We start from the raw sequence: 13,300 nt of genomic DNA, 5'->3' as shown, positions 1-13,300 counted from the left end.
CGCTCAGCTCCAGCTGTGGCCGCAGGCCGTGCACACGTACGAGATCCCGCCGTTGTCGCCCAGCATCTGGGCGACGTGCAAGGAGCCGCAGGACGGACAGTCGAGGGTCGGGGGCGTTGCGGAACCGGCTGAGGGCTCGGCGGATATCTCTGCCACGCCGAGGAAGCGGTCGGCTTCCTCGTTGATGCTCAAGGGCATCGCGCACTCCCTCCCCAGCGGGCCGCCTTCGTCGGTCGGACTCAGCCCCGTTCCGGCCGTCCGATTCTGCCACGGCGGAAGCGACCCGGTCAGCGACGCCCACGTTCCAGTCCGGACACGACGTCCGGGGAGGTATACGCCCCGACCGGCCCCGACGCCTCAACCCGGCCGCGAAGAAGGCGCGGAGGACAACGAAAAATCCCGCCCCTTACGGGACGGGATCTTCGATTCGTGTGGAGCTAAGGAGAATTGAACTCCTGACCTCCTGCATGCCATGCAGGCGCTCTACCAACTGAGCTATAGCCCCTTGCGTTCTTCTCCCTCCGGGCTTTCCCCCGGCGGGCCGAACAAGAAGAACTTTAGCCTGCGACCTGCCGGAAAGTGAAATCCGGTCCCCACGGCCCCCAGGGACCGGGTCGGCACCCGTCCTAGTCGTCGTCGCCGAGGACCGGTTCGGGCAGCGTGCCCGCGTTGTGCTCGAGCAGCCGCCAGCCGCGGGCGCCCTCACCGAGGACGGACCAGCAGCAGTTCGACAGGCCGCCGAGACCCTCCCAGTGGTGGGACTCCAGACCGAGCAGCCGGCCGATGGTGGTGCGGATCGTGCCGCCGTGGCTGACCACGACGAGCAGTCCGCCGTCGGGCAGCTTGTCCGCGTGCCGCAGCACGACGGGCGCGGCCCGGTCGGCGACCTCGGTCTCCAGCTCGCCGCCGCCGCGCCGCACGGGCTCGCCGCGCTTCCACGCCGCGTACTGCTCGCCGTACCGGGCGATGATCTCCTCGTGCGTGAGGCCCTGCCACTCACCGGCGTACGTCTCGCGCAGGTTCTCGTCGTACGTGGCGTCGAGACCGGTGAGCGCCGTCAGCTCGGCGGCCGTCGCCGCGGCGCGCTTGAGGTCGGAGGCGACGATCGCGTCCGGCTTCAGGGAGGCGAGCAGCCGGGCGGCGCGCTTGGCCTGCGCGACGCCGGTCTCCGTCAGCTCGATGTCCGTGGTGCCCTGGAAGCGGCGCTCCAGGTTCCACGCCGTCTGGCCGTGCCGCCACAGGATGACGCGGCGCCCCCGTGAGGTGCTGGTCACAGCACCTCACCACCGAGGTCCCTGATCTCCTCCGCGGCGGCCTGCTGCGCGTGCTCCTCGCCCTTGCCGCGGGTGGCCTTGGCGTCCTCGGGCAGGTCGAGCTCGGGGCAGTCCTTCCACAGCCGCTCCAGGGCGTAGAAGACGCGCTCCTCGCTGTGCTGGACGTGGACGACGATGTCGACGTAGTCGAGCAGGATCCAGCGGGCGTCACGGTCGCCCTCGCGGCGCACCGGCTTGGCGCCGAGCTCCTTGTTCAGCTTCTCCTCGATCTCGTCGACGATCGACTTGACCTGGCGGTCGTTGGGCGCCGACGCGAGCAGGAAGGCATCCGTGATGGACAGCACGTCGCTGACGTCGTAGGCGATGATGTCGTGCGCGAGCTTGTCGGCGGCCGCCTGCGCGGCGGCGTTGATGAGCTCGATGGAACGGTCAGTGGCGGTCACTACAAGGCTTTCCGTCGGCGGTCACAGTCCCCCGGGCCATCCCCGAGGGGGTACCCCAAGGGTCTCACGGCCCGCCGACACCCCTCACGGTGTCACCGGTGGCCCCACGCGCGCGGGCGCCGGGCCACCGGTGCGGGGGCTCACTTGCCGGTGTAGTCCCGACCGAGGACCACGGAGACGTCCGCGTTCCGTGCGACCTTGCCCTTGGCCACGGCCGAGCCCGGCAGGCCGAGGGTCTTGGCGACCTCGACGGCGTCCTTCTTGTGCTCGGTTTCCGCGTAGGTGACCTTGGAGGCCGCGATCGCCGTCCCGGTTCCGCCCGACACGTAGGTGTAGCCGCCATTGACGAGGGCGACGCGGGCCTTCTCGTTGAGCGTCTTGCTGCCCGTGGCGTTCTCGATGCCGACGCGCGGCGAGGCGCCCTCGGCCGGGGACTTCACGGTGCCGCCGAGCACGTCCTCGACCACGGAGTCCGCGGTGGCGTCGGAGATGGCACCGCCCCGCTGCACCGGCAGCACGGCGGACTTGTAGTCGCCCTCCTTGGCCCGGTCGGCGAGCTTGGCGAGGAAGGCACCGAGGTCCTTCTCGGTGAGCGGCGGCTCGATGATCTGGGCGAGCGTCTGCACCGTGGTCGTCGCGGCCTGCGGGTCGGACGACAGCTTGCGCAGCACGCCCTGCATGACCTTCCCGAACCGCTCCAGCTGCGCCGTCTGCGTCTCGCCCTTGGCCTGGTACGTCGCGTACGCCACGGCCGCCGGGCCGCTGAGGGTCTGGTCCGCGCCCTTGTGGACGAGCACCGTGCCCTTCTTGTCGGGGTCGGGCACGCTCGTGTCCGTGGTGACCTCGATGTTGCCGACGAGCTCGACGAGGTTGTTGAGGTACGGGGTGTCGAGCCGCCAGGTGCCCTGGATGTCGGTGCCGAGCAGGGTGTCGAGGGCGTCGCTCGTGCCGGAGGAGCCGTCCTCGTCGACGGACTTGGCGAGGGTGGTGCTGCTGCCGTCCTCGCCCGCCAGGGCAAGGGAGTTGGGCAGCAGGACGGTGGTGGCCCGCTTCGTGGTGGTGTTGTTCACCAGCAGCGCCGTGGACGTGGCGCCGCCCTTGGTGTTGTGCAGGTGGACGACGATGACGTCACGGTTCTGCGGACCGGTCGCGGCGGCGGCGTTCGAGGCCGCGGAGTCCTTCGACAGGAACGGCAGCTTGTCCTGCGACCACAGGTAGCCGGCGCCGCCGACCAGGCACAGGGCGAGGACGACGACGAGGGCGACGCCCCGGTTGCGGCTGCGCCGCCGCGCCTCCTCGCGCCGTTCGGTGCGCGACTCGGTGAACTTCAGCCAGTCGATGACGTCTTCGGAGTCCTCGTCGGGCTCCTCGACGAACTCGAACTGCTCGGTGCGGTAGTCCCGGTCGCCCTGCGGCCGCCCCTGCTCGGCCTGCTGCTGCGGCGGCGGGGCCTGCTGCGGGATGTACGCGGTGGCCTGCTCGGTGCGCTGCGCCGCGCGCGGCTGCTCGCCGCTCTGGGCGGCCGCGCCGTACGGGTCGTAGCCGCCACCGTGCTGCGGCGCCCCGCCGTAGGGGTCGTACGACGGGGGCTGCGGAGGCTGCTGGGGCTGCTGACCGGTCGGCTGCTGCTGGCCGGTCGCGTACGGGTCGTAGCCGTATCCGTACGGGGAGTTCTGCTCGTACGACGGCGCCTGCTGGACCGGCCGGTAGACCGGCCGGCCGAACTCGTCATAACCGACCAGTTCGTAATTCTGCTGGTCGTAACCGTCGTATCGGTCGTTCACCGATGCCCCTCTCGGCGGTGCAGGGTTCAGTCGCCTCGGTACAGCTGGCGCTTGTCGATATAGCGCACCACACCGTCCGGCACCATGTACCAGATGGGGTCACCCTTGGCGACCCGGTCCCGGCAGTCCGTGGACGAGATGGCGAGGGCGGGAACCTCGACGAACGAGACGCCGCCCTCCGGCAGGCCCGGGTCGGCGAGCGTGTGGCCCGGCCGCGTGACCCCGATGAAGTGTGCCAGGGAGAACAGCTCGTCGGTGTAACGCCAGGTGAGGATCTGGCCCAGGGCGTCGGCACCCGTGATGAAGAACAGGTCCGTGTCCGGGTTCAGCTCGGCCAGATCGCGCAGCGTGTCCGTGGTGTACGTCGGACCGCCGCGGTCGATGTCGATGCGGCTCACCGAGAACTGCGGGTTCTCCGCGGTCGCGATGACCGTCATCAGATAACGGTCCTCGGCCGGGGAGACCTTCTTGTCGCTCTTCTGCCAGGGCTGCCCGGTGGGCACGAACACCACCTCGTCGAGGTGGAACTGGGCGGCGACCTCACTGGCCGCCACCAGGTGTCCGTGGTGGATCGGGTCGAACGTCCCGCCCATGACGCCGAGGCGTCGCTTGGCCGGTGAGGCCCACTCGTGATCCGGGCCGCCGGCCGGGTTGTTGACCGGGCCGGTAGGCATGTCCTGCGCTCCCATGCGCCCAGAGCCTACTGGCCCGCTCCCCGTGGTCTCGTCCGGGCTCAGCGGTCGCGGTTGAACCGGGTGGTGATCCACAGCAGCAGCATCAGGATGATGAAGGCCGCCCCACCGACGACGAGGGGGTTGAGGCTTTCGTGGTTGCCGCCGTGCTCGCCCTCGGCGGCGAGGGTGGCGAGCTGGGCGGCGGTGCTGTGGAGGCTCATCGTCAGCAGGACCTATCCGGTGTGGGATCGGGGTAAGGACTTCTGACCCATCGTAAGCGGTGGGGTCAGTCGTCGCTCTTGTAGCCCCGCAACAGGAACCAGGCGAGGAAGATCGCGCCCAGTACGCCCACGATCAGCACGCCGCGCAGCAGATTGCCCGGACCCTGGTCCGCGGCCGCGCTGATGACGTGATCGATGTGCTCCATGACGGTTCGCTCCTTCGGTGTGCTGCCCCGTCACGGTATATCCGCCTAGTGTGGACTCCACCTTGGGGGCACGCCCGGAAACACGGCGACACGTCGAACACACGGACATGGGGGAAGTCGGATGCCCGACGAACCGAACGAGCAGCACGAGAACGTACCCAGCAGGCAGCGCCGGCGCTTCCCGGGGATCTCCTCGCGGGCGTACGAGCACCCCGCGGACCGCTCGGCGCTCGTCGCGCTGCGCAAGCTCAGCGGGTTCGACACGGTGTTCAAGGCGCTGAGCGGTCTGCTGCCGGAGCGCAGCCTGCGCCTGCTGTTCCTGTCGGACTCGGTGCGCGTCTCCGACGAGCAGTTCGCGCACCTCAACACGATGCTGCGGGACGCCTGTTACATCCTGGACCTGGAGAAGGTCCCCCCGATGTACGTCAATCAGGACCCGCAGCCGAACGCGATGTGCATCGGCCTCGACGAGCCGATCATCGTCGTCACGACGGGGCTCGTGGAGCTCCTCGACGAGGAGGAGATGCGGGCCGTCGTCGGCCACGAGGTGGGCCACGCGCTGTCCGGCCACTCGGTGTACCGCACGATCCTGCTGTTCCTGACCAGCCTCGCGCTGCGCGTGGCGTGGATCCCGCTCGGCAACCTCGCGATCATGGCGATCGTGACGGCGCTGCGCGAGTGGTTCCGCAAGTCCGAACTCTCCGCGGACCGGGCCGGGTTGCTGGTCGGCCAGGACCTCCAGGCGTCGATGCGCGGCCTGATGAAGATCGCGGGCGGCAACCACCTGCACGAGATGAACGTGGACGCGTTCCTCAAGCAGGCCGAGGAGTACGAGGCCGGGGGCGATCTGCGCGACTCCGTGCTGAAGATCCTCAACGTGATGCCGCGCTCGCACCCGTTCACGACGGTGCGCGCCGCCGAGCTGAAGAAGTGGGCGGCGAGCCGCGACTACCAGCGCCTGATGGACGGTCACTACCCGCGGCGCAGCGAGGACAAGGACACCTCGGTGACGGACTCGTGGCGCGAGTCGGCCTCGCACTACACGGAGTCCGTGAAGACGTCGAAGGACCCGCTGATGAAGCTGGTCAGCGACATCGCGGGCGGCGCGGGCGACCTCGGCGGCCGGGTGCGCCGCGGCTTCGGCAACTTCGGGGGCAGCGGCGGCGGGAACAACGGCAACCACGGCACCGGCGAGGACGACACCGAGCGCTGAACTCCCGGCGCTACACGTCCGGTTGGGCACTCGGTGCGAGCGCGCCGCACAGCGCGGTCGCACTGTCCGTCGCGTACGGGTCGGTGCCCGCCGGGCCGCCCCGCTTGGCGCTCTGGCCCGCGAGCAGCGGATGCAGATAGCCGGCCGCGTCGGAGGAGCAGGCGAGCGGTCCGGCCTGGACGTAGCTGACCAGCAGCTCCGTCTGGTGGTTGCGCAGGTCCTGGCGGTCGAAGCGGAAGTGCATGACGCGGCGGACGGTGAACAGGGAGGCCTTCGTCTCCTTGCCGCCGTCCGCCTTCTCGTCGACGGGCCGCAGCGCGTAGACGAACGTGTGGTCCGAGGTCACTTCGAGGGTGCTCGCGTCGGTCTCGGCCACGCGCAGGTCGCCGCGGACCCGGATGTGCGGGTCGGCGAGGGCGGCCCGCGCCGGGTCGAAGCGGACGAGCCAGCCGGTGGCGGCGTGCCGCCCGTCGGTCACCGGCCGGTTGACGCTCTGGTCGAACTGCGGGAGCTGCTGCGGGTCGATCAGCATGCGCACCGGGCGCACGGCCCCGTGCGTGAGCACGTCGGGGTCGAGCGAGGAGTCGACGAGGTAGTCCTTGGCCGTGGTCAGCGCGGTGACGACCTGGCTGTCGGAGAAGTGCGCGGTGCCCTGCGGGTCGGCCGGCAGGTCGATGGCGCGGGCGGCGCTCTTGAAGTCGGCGGCGGGGCTGCGCTCGTACAGCTCGCGCACGGACGTGGAGCCGGGCACGCGGCCCGTCGGGGCGAGCGGGATGACGGTCATGCGCAGCGGCTCGGTGTTCCGGGCGGCCGGTGTCGTCCGGTAGGGGTTGCGTACGCCCATGTAGACCGCGGTGCCGAAGGCGACCACGATCAGGACGACGAGGATGACGGCCTGCCGGGTGAGACCGCGGCGCAGCACGGGCAGCCGCCGCACGGCGGGCGTGTGGTCGGTGATGCGCTCCTGGGCGGAGAACTCCTGGAGGCGGGCAGCCCTGACGAACGATTCGTCGAAGACGACGGATCGGTACTCTTCCTCGCTGCCGCCCCCGCCGGGGCCGCTGTCCGGTGTCCCCTCCGGTGGGTCGCCTGGCCCGCTCATACTTTCAGGGTAGGTCTCCGCGACGCCAGGTAAACGCCCTGGTGCGCGTCAACTTCCCGGAGCGCCGCCGCGGCGCCCCGAGCGCCCCCTCAGGGGGCCTTCGGGACCGCCGAAACCGCTGGCTGGGAGTAGTCCGCCGACGCGGAGGGCGAACCCGGGGCGCTCTTCTCCAGTTCCGTCGTCGCGGGCGGCGGCACCTCGTCCTGGCTGCCGGCCGACGCGCCCCGGTAGACGGCCGTGAAGGCGAGGGCGACCATGCCGATGCCCATCAGCAGGGCGAGTGCCCAGGCGACGGGCCTGCGCCAGCGGATGCCGCCCGCGAATCCGGCCGAGCGGTGCTCGCGGTCGAGCTCCTCCTCGTACAGCTCGTCGGACTCGTCGGTGTAGCAGCCGAATTCGCTGTCGTCGCCGCGGCCGAATCCGTCCGGGTCCTCGTAGAAGTCCTCGTCGGGGCCCGGCCGTATGCGCGTCCTGCGGGCCTCGGCCTCCTGGGCCTCGGCGCGGGCCTGCGCCGCGGCGAGCAGTCGCTCGACCGCGGTGGGCTCATGGACTTCGGCAGCCTTGATGAAGTCCTCGTCGAAGACCACGGAGGCGAACTCTTCGTCCCAGCCCCCGCGGTCGTGGTCGTCGTCGGGCTCCCAGCCGTCCGGGAACGGCGAGCCCCCCACGTCCTCCGGCACCCGTCCAGCGTAGACCGAAGGGGTCAATTTGGGCAGACGGTAAGGGAATTCACCCGGCGGTACCCGCTTACCGGGTGTGGCCGTCGCCCGTGACGATGTACTTGGTGCTCGTCAGCTCCGGCAGGCCCATGGGGCCGCGCGCGTGCAGCTTCTGCGTGGAGATGCCGATCTCCGCGCCGAAGCCGAACTGGCCGCCGTCGGTGAACCGCGTCGAGGCGTTGACGGCGACGGTCGTGGAGTCGACCAGCTGGGTGAAGCGGCGGGCCGCCTGCTGCGAGGTCGTCACGATGGCCTCGGTGTGGCCGGAGGACCAGGTGCGGATGTGCTCGACGGCCCGGTCCATGTCGTCGACGACCGCGGCCGCGATGTCGTACGACAGGTACTCGGTCTCCCAGTCGTCCGGCGTCGCCTCGACGACGGTGGCCTTCGACCCGTCGGCGTACTCGGCGATCCGGGGATCCGCGTGCACGGTGACGCCCGCCTCGGCGAGCGCGTCGAGGGCGCGCGGCACGAAGGCGTCGGCGATGTCCTGGTGGACGAGGAGGGTCTCGGCCGCGTTGCACACGGAGACGCGGTGCGCCTTGGAGTTGACGAGGATGTCGACGGCCATGTCGAGGTCGGCGTCGGCGTCCACGTAGACGTGGCAGTTGCCGGTGCCGGTCTCGATGACGGGGACGGTGGAGTTCTCCACGACGTTCCTGATGAGCGAGGCGCCGCCGCGCGGGATCAGTACGTCGACGAGGCCGCGGGCGCGCATCAGCTCGGTCACCGAGTCGCGGGACTCGCCGGGCACGAGCTGGATCGCGTCGGCGGGCAGGCCCGCGCCGCCGACGGCGTCGCGCAGCACGCGCACCAGCGCGGTGTTCGACTCGTACGCCGAGGAGCTGCCGCGCAGCAGGACCGCGTTGCCCGACTTGAGGCAGAGGGCGGCGGCGTCGACCGTGACGTTCGGCCGGGCCTCGTAGATGATGCCGACGACGCCGAGCGGGACGCGGACCTGGCGCAGGTCGATGCCGTTCGGGAGGGTGTTGCCGCGCACGACCGTGCCGACCGGGTCCGGCAGCGAGATGACGTCGCGCACGTCGGAGGCGATGGCGCGGACGCGCTCCGGGGTGAGCGTGAGGCGGTCGATGATCGCCTCGGGGGTGCCGGCCTCCCGGGCCTTCGCGATGTCCTTGGCGTTGGCCTCGACGATCTCCGCCGTACGGACCTCCAGGGCGTCGGCGATGGCGCCGAGGGCGTCGTCCTTCTCGGCGCGCGGGAGGGCGGCGAGGTCGTTGGCGGCGGACCTCGCGCGGTACGCGGTCTGGGTGACCGGGGTCATCGAGTCGTAGGGGTTCAGCGGCAGCGACGTCATGCTCCGCAGGGTATCGGGGGTGCGGGGGCGGTCCACCCTCTGTTCCGGGAGGTGAGACATGGCTCAAAACGCCCTGGGCCACAGAGGTGAAGGTTTTCGCCTCGTGGCGGTGGAGCGTGGCTGGGGTGTGCAGTTCCCCGCGCCCCTTCTTTTGCCTAGAAGGGGTGGACGCCCACCGGAGTCGCCGGGAGGGGGCCGTAGCCCTCGGCGATGCGGTGGTGGTAGGTCTGGCGGTCGATGACCTCCAGGCCGACGATCTCCCAGGGCGGGAGCTGGGAGGTGCGGCGGTGTTCGCCCCAGAGGCGCAGGGCCACCGCTGCCGCGTCGTGCAGGTCGCGGGCCTCTTCCCAGTAGCGGATCTCGGCGTGGTCACCCGCGTAGCGGCTGGTCAGCAGGAAGGGGTGGTCGTGCGCCAGCTGTTCGAGGCCGCGGCGGACCTCCGCGATGGGCGCCTCGGCACCGGAGACGCTGAGGGTGACGTGCCACAGGCGGGGGCCCTCCTCGGTGGTCCCCTCCGGGGCCTCCGACGCGGTCTCCTCCTCGTAGGCCTCCCCCGCGGCCACACTCGTCAGCGCCCGCTCCGCCGACCCTCGGGGCCCCTTGGACGCGGCCCCTGGGCGCGCTCGTCTCACGACGGCCTCCTTTGCGCAACGGTCGTGCGGACCTTCCCTAAGAGTTGAGCAGGACACGGAGCTTCGTGGGGCGGTTTTGGGGAAGGTCCCCCTCGGGTGGCAGGCTTTCGGCCTTTCGCACAGGCGGTTTCGAAGGCGCGGAGCCCCGTTCAAGCCTTGAGGACGACGAGGTCGTCCCTGTGTACGACCTCCCGCTCGTAGGCGGGGCCGAGGTCGCGGGCGAGCTCCCGGGTGGAGCGGCCGATCAGCTGCGGGATCTCCTTGGCGTCGAAGTTGACCAGGCCGCGCGCCACGGCCGTACCGCTCTCGTCGCGCAGCTCGACGGGGTCACCGGCGGCGAACTCGCCCTCCACGGCCGCGATCCCGGCGGGCAGCAGCGACTTGCGCCGCTCGACCACGGCCCGTACGGCGCCGTCGTCGAGGGTGATCGCGCCCTGCGGCGTCGAGGCGTGCTGGAGCCACAGCAGGCGGTCGGCGCTGCGGCGGCCGGTGCGGTGGAAGTACGTGCCGGTGTCGCGGGCGGCGAGGGCGTCGGCGGCGTGCGTGGCGGAGGTGAGGACGACCGGGATGCCGGCGGCCGCCGCGATCGAGGCGGCCTCGACCTTGGTGACCATGCCGCCGGTGCCGACGCCCGCCTTCCCGGCGGAGCCGATCTTGACGTGGGCGATGTCGGCGGGGCCGCGCACGTCGGCGATGCGGGAGCTGCCGGGCTTGCTGGGGTCGCCGTCGTAGAGGCCGTCGACGTCCGAGAGGAGGACGAGGAGGTCGGCGTGGACGAGGTGGGCGACGAGGGCGGCGAGCCGGTCGTTGTCGCCGAAGCGGATCTCGTCCGTGGCGACGGTGTCGTTCTCGTTGACGACCGGGAAGGCGCCCATGGCCAGGAGCTGGTCGAGGGTCCGCGAGGCGTTGCGGTGGTGGGCGCGGCGGGCCATGTCGTCGCTGGTGAGCAGGACCTGGCCGACGCGGACGCCGTAGCGCGCGAAGGAGGCGGTGTAGCGGGCGACGAGGAGGCCCTGGCCGACACTGGCCGCGGCCTGCTGGCGGGCGAGGTCCTTGGGGCGGCGGGTCAGGCCCAGCGGGGCGAGTCCGGCGGCGATGGCGCCGGAGGAGACGAGGACGATCTCCTTGTCCCCGTCGCCGCGGTGCTTCGCGAGGACGTCGACGAGGGCGTCAACCCGGTCGGCGTCCAGTCCCCCCGCCGCTGTGGTGAGTGACGACGATCCGACCTTGACGACGATCCGGCGGGCTTCCGCGACCCCCTGCCGCGCCGCCTTCGCCGCCCGTCGCTCCGCTTCCGCTGCCCCAGCCGTTGCCCCTGACATGCCTGGCAATCTACGTGACCTGCCGCTTCGGCCGCTCTTGGGTTTCGAGGTACGGACAGGAGCGTGGACGCCGGGTAACGATGCGGGGAAGCAGGTCCCTGCTCTTTCACGCCATTTGACCTTATTTCCGCTGCTAACGGCCCCGGAGGATTGCTAGGGGGCCACAGAAAGTCATACGGTCAGTGGTCAGCATTCCGCGAGGTGGACCTCCCCCACGGTCCCCCCACCCTCCGAGACCCCCTGCCAGGAGCCCAGCCCGTGCCCTCCGCCGGACGTGCCTCGCGCCGCCTCGTGCAGCTTTCCGCGCTGTTCACGATGTTCGCGCTCTATGTGGCCCAGCTCGTCAGCGCGCTCGTTCCGTATGTGCCCGTCTTCGTCGCCGCGAGCGCGGCCGGACTCGCCCTCGACACCTACCTGCAGTACAAGCAGCCGGGGCTGCTCTCGCTGCTCGGCAAGATCCGCTTCGACGTGACGGTGCGGCAGTTGCTGCGCGACATGCTGATCTTCGTCGGCCTGCTGCGCATCAGCGGCATCAACCCGCTCGACGAGCAGGCGCCGCTGCTGGTGATGGTGCTCGGGATGTACCTGCTGCACTTCGCCTGCCAGGCGGCCGCGGTGCTCGTGCGCCGCACCCGAACGCTGCCGATCGTCACGCGCAACATCGACGCGTCGGCGCTGAACCTGTGCGCCGCCCCGCCGCGCCTGCTGGCCCGGCGCGCCGCCCACCGCCTGCTGACCTTCGCGATCCCCTCCACCCTCGGCCTGGTGGTGACGGCGGCGACGACCAACGCCGTGTGGGGCGTCGTCGGCATCGGCGTCTCCATCGCCCTGTTCCTCTTCGGCACGGTGTACCTCGGTACGTGGCTGCTGCCGAAGAAGCGTCCGCTGAACGACGAGAAGGTCATCGCGTGGCTCGACGCGTGGCTGGCCGACTACCGGCCCACCGTCGGCATGTACTTCTCCGGCGGCACCACGTCGGCGTACCAGGCGAACATGTGGCTCTCCACGCTCGCCGACGTCGACGGCAAGCCGCTGCTCGTGCTGCGTGAGCGCTTCATGGTGAACAAGATCGACGCCACGGACGTGCCGATCATCTGCTTCCCGAAGGTCGCCACGATGTTCTCCCTGGAGAACTCGACGCTGAAGATGCTGCTGCACCCGGCGAACGCCGCGAAGACCTCGCAGGTCCTGCGCATCCCCACCATCAAGCACGCCTTCATCAACCACGGCGAGTCCGACAAGCTGTCGTCCTGCAACCCGTACGCGAAGGCGTACGACGAGGTGTGGGTGGCCGGTCCCGCGGCGCGCGACCGGTACCAGCTCGCCGACGTCGGCGTCGACGACAAGGACGTCGTGGAGGTGGGCCGCCCGCAGCTGGCCCCCATCCAGCTCGCGGACGGCCCGGCCACGGGCCAGTACACGACCGTGCTGTACGCCCCCACCTGGGAGGGCTGGGACGGCAACCCGGGCAACACCTCGGTGATCCTGGCCGGCGAGAACATCGTGCGGAACCTGCTCGCCGACGACCGGGTCCGCCTGATCTACAAGCCGCACCCGATGACGGGCTCGCAGGTTCCCGCCGCGGGCGAGGCCAACCAGCGCATCATGGCGATGATCGAGGAGGCCAACACGCGCCGCTCCGGCGCGCGTCCGGGCCCCGAGGCCGCCGCCGAGCTGGAGCGGCGTGCCGAGGCGCTGAACGAGCTGACGTCCACCAAGTTCCGCAAGGGCGCGGACGAGCAGGAGCGGATGCTGCTGCAGAGCACGCCCGACGGTGGGCGGGCGACCGCGGTGGCCGAGGCGACGGCGGCGTGGGAGGAGGCGTACTGGGCCTCGTTCCCCGAGTGGGAGCACCTGATCATCACGCAGGCCCGGCCCGCGATCTTCACCTGCTTCAACGCGGCGGACGTGCTCATCTCCGACGTCTCCTCGGTCGTGTCCGACTGGCTGAGCAGCGAGAAGCCGTACGCCGTCGCCAACACGTCGGGGCTGTCGGAGGCGGACTTCCGCACCGGGTTCCCGACGGTGCGCGCGGCGACGATCCTGTCGCCCGGGGCCACGGAGGTCGGCGAGCTGCTGGCGGCCGTGCGGGGCGAGACCGAGGACGTGCACGCCGAGGCCCGTGCGGCCCTCAAGGAGCACCTCCTCGGCCCGTCGGACCCGCCGTCCATCGACCGCTTCAACGGCGCCGTGCGCGCCCTGTGCGCCAAGGCCGACGAGCGGCGTGCGCGGATGGCGGCGCGTGGCGAGGACGAGATCCCGCCGACCCGTGAGGACTCCGTCGAGGAGGCGGTGGCCGAGGCGGTCCAGGCGGAGGCGGCGCCGGAGTCGGAGGACACGGTCACGGCGTAACGCCTTCGCGGCACACGCGACGAGGGGCCCGGGAACACTC

14 protein-coding genes and 1 tRNA gene are annotated in these 13,300 nt (G+C 71.0%); 2 read left to right on the top strand and 13 right to left on the bottom strand.

Features of this window, described 5'->3' with window-relative positions; genetic code table 11:
- Positions 1–3: 3 nt before the first annotated feature.
- The 8 genes from ACYBSK_RS05570 to ACYBSK_RS05535 form a co-directional block, all read right to left on the bottom strand.
- Positions 4–198 (bottom strand): hypothetical protein, encoded by a 195-nt coding sequence (locus ACYBSK_RS05570; RefSeq protein WP_457475715.1) that lies wholly within the window; start codon positions 196–198, stop codon positions 4–6.
- A 234-nt stretch (positions 199–432) separates the two neighbouring features.
- Positions 433–505, bottom strand: a tRNA-Ala gene (locus ACYBSK_RS05565).
- 121 nt (positions 506–626) lie between these two features.
- Positions 627–1,274 (bottom strand): histidine phosphatase family protein, encoded by a 648-nt coding sequence (locus ACYBSK_RS05560; RefSeq protein ID WP_457475714.1) that lies wholly within the window; start codon positions 1,272–1,274, stop codon positions 627–629.
- The gene (rsfS, locus tag ACYBSK_RS05555) at positions 1,271–1,717 is read right to left on the bottom strand and encodes a ribosome silencing factor (RefSeq protein ID WP_457475713.1); all 447 of its coding nucleotides are present in this window, start codon (positions 1,715–1,717) and stop codon (positions 1,271–1,273) included. Before rsfS ends, ACYBSK_RS05560 begins: the two co-directional genes overlap by 4 nt.
- A gap of 140 nt (positions 1,718–1,857) precedes the next feature.
- Complete coding sequence (locus ACYBSK_RS05550; RefSeq protein WP_460245355.1) at positions 1,858–3,501, bottom strand: LCP family protein; 1,644 nt, start codon at positions 3,499–3,501, stop codon at positions 1,858–1,860.
- Positions 3,502–3,527: 26 nt separating this feature from the next.
- Positions 3,528–4,190 (bottom strand): nicotinate-nucleotide adenylyltransferase, encoded by a 663-nt coding sequence (gene nadD, locus ACYBSK_RS05545; RefSeq protein ID WP_457475711.1) that lies wholly within the window; start codon positions 4,188–4,190, stop codon positions 3,528–3,530.
- 44 nt (positions 4,191–4,234) lie between these two features.
- Complete coding sequence (locus ACYBSK_RS05540; RefSeq protein ID WP_385770657.1) at positions 4,235–4,396, bottom strand: hypothetical protein; 162 nt, start codon at positions 4,394–4,396, stop codon at positions 4,235–4,237.
- A gap of 65 nt (positions 4,397–4,461) precedes the next feature.
- Complete coding sequence (locus tag ACYBSK_RS05535; protein WP_457475710.1) at positions 4,462–4,602, bottom strand: hypothetical protein; 141 nt, start codon at positions 4,600–4,602, stop codon at positions 4,462–4,464.
- 121 nt (positions 4,603–4,723) lie between these two features.
- Here ACYBSK_RS05535 and ACYBSK_RS05530 point away from each other — a divergent pair, with 121 nt between their 5' ends.
- A complete protein-coding gene (locus ACYBSK_RS05530; protein ID WP_460245354.1) occupies positions 4,724–5,815 on the top strand; it encodes a M48 family metallopeptidase in 1,092 nt (363 codons plus the stop codon).
- A 10-nt stretch (positions 5,816–5,825) separates the two neighbouring features.
- Here the strand turns inward: ACYBSK_RS05530 and ACYBSK_RS05525 are convergent, their stop codons facing one another.
- From ACYBSK_RS05525 to proB, 5 genes are all read right to left on the bottom strand, one after another.
- Entirely contained in the window at positions 5,826–6,917 is a 1,092-nt protein-coding gene (locus ACYBSK_RS05525; protein ID WP_460245353.1) for an SCO2583 family membrane protein, read from the bottom strand.
- An 89-nt stretch (positions 6,918–7,006) separates the two neighbouring features.
- Positions 7,007–7,597, bottom strand: a complete 591-nt coding sequence (locus ACYBSK_RS05520; RefSeq protein WP_460245352.1) for an SCO2584 family spore wall biosynthesis protein — start codon at positions 7,595–7,597, stop codon at positions 7,007–7,009.
- A gap of 67 nt (positions 7,598–7,664) precedes the next feature.
- Positions 7,665–8,954: a glutamate-5-semialdehyde dehydrogenase gene (locus tag ACYBSK_RS05515; RefSeq protein WP_460245351.1), complete on the bottom strand. Its 1,290-nt coding sequence runs from the start codon at positions 8,952–8,954 to the stop codon at positions 7,665–7,667.
- Between the two features lie 155 nt (positions 8,955–9,109).
- Positions 9,110–9,586 carry a hypothetical protein gene (locus ACYBSK_RS05510; protein WP_460245350.1) on the bottom strand — a complete coding sequence of 159 codons (477 nt, stop codon included), beginning with the start codon at positions 9,584–9,586 and terminating at the stop codon, positions 9,110–9,112.
- Positions 9,587–9,735: 149 nt separating this feature from the next.
- Positions 9,736–10,908, bottom strand: coding sequence for a glutamate 5-kinase (gene proB, locus ACYBSK_RS05505; RefSeq protein ID WP_460245349.1), 1,173 nt, complete (start codon positions 10,906–10,908; stop codon positions 9,736–9,738).
- A 258-nt stretch (positions 10,909–11,166) separates the two neighbouring features.
- Between proB and ACYBSK_RS05500 the strand changes: the two genes are divergently transcribed.
- Positions 11,167–13,260 (top strand): hypothetical protein, encoded by a 2,094-nt coding sequence (locus ACYBSK_RS05500; RefSeq protein WP_460245348.1) that lies wholly within the window; start codon positions 11,167–11,169, stop codon positions 13,258–13,260.
- Positions 13,261–13,300: the final 40 nt, after the last annotated feature.

It is taken from the genome of Streptomyces sp. BYX5S, assembly GCF_054724165.1.
This window is presented reverse-complemented; position numbering and strand designations above follow the sequence as displayed.

Excerpts from the sequence above, each read along its gene's own strand:
- ACYBSK_RS05540 (WP_385770657.1), bottom strand. The coding sequence starts at position 4,396 with ATGAGCCTCCACAGCACCGCCGCCCAGCTCGCCACCCTCGCCGCCGAG.
- ACYBSK_RS05525 (WP_460245353.1), bottom strand. The coding sequence starts at position 6,917 with ATGAGCGGGCCAGGCGACCCACCGGAGGGGACACCGGACAGCGGCCCC.
- nadD (WP_457475711.1), bottom strand. The coding sequence starts at position 4,190 with ATGGGAGCGCAGGACATGCCTACCGGCCCGGTCAACAACCCGGCCGGC.
- ACYBSK_RS05515 (WP_460245351.1), bottom strand. The coding sequence starts at position 8,954 with ATGACGTCGCTGCCGCTGAACCCCTACGACTCGATGACCCCGGTCACC.
- ACYBSK_RS05570 (WP_457475715.1), bottom strand. The coding sequence starts at position 198 with ATGCCCTTGAGCATCAACGAGGAAGCCGACCGCTTCCTCGGCGTGGCA.
- ACYBSK_RS05530 (WP_460245354.1), top strand. The coding sequence starts at position 4,724 with ATGCCCGACGAACCGAACGAGCAGCACGAGAACGTACCCAGCAGGCAG.
- ACYBSK_RS05535 (WP_457475710.1), bottom strand. The coding sequence starts at position 4,602 with ATGGAGCACATCGATCACGTCATCAGCGCGGCCGCGGACCAGGGTCCG.
- proB (WP_460245349.1), bottom strand. The coding sequence starts at position 10,908 with ATGTCAGGGGCAACGGCTGGGGCAGCGGAAGCGGAGCGACGGGCGGCG.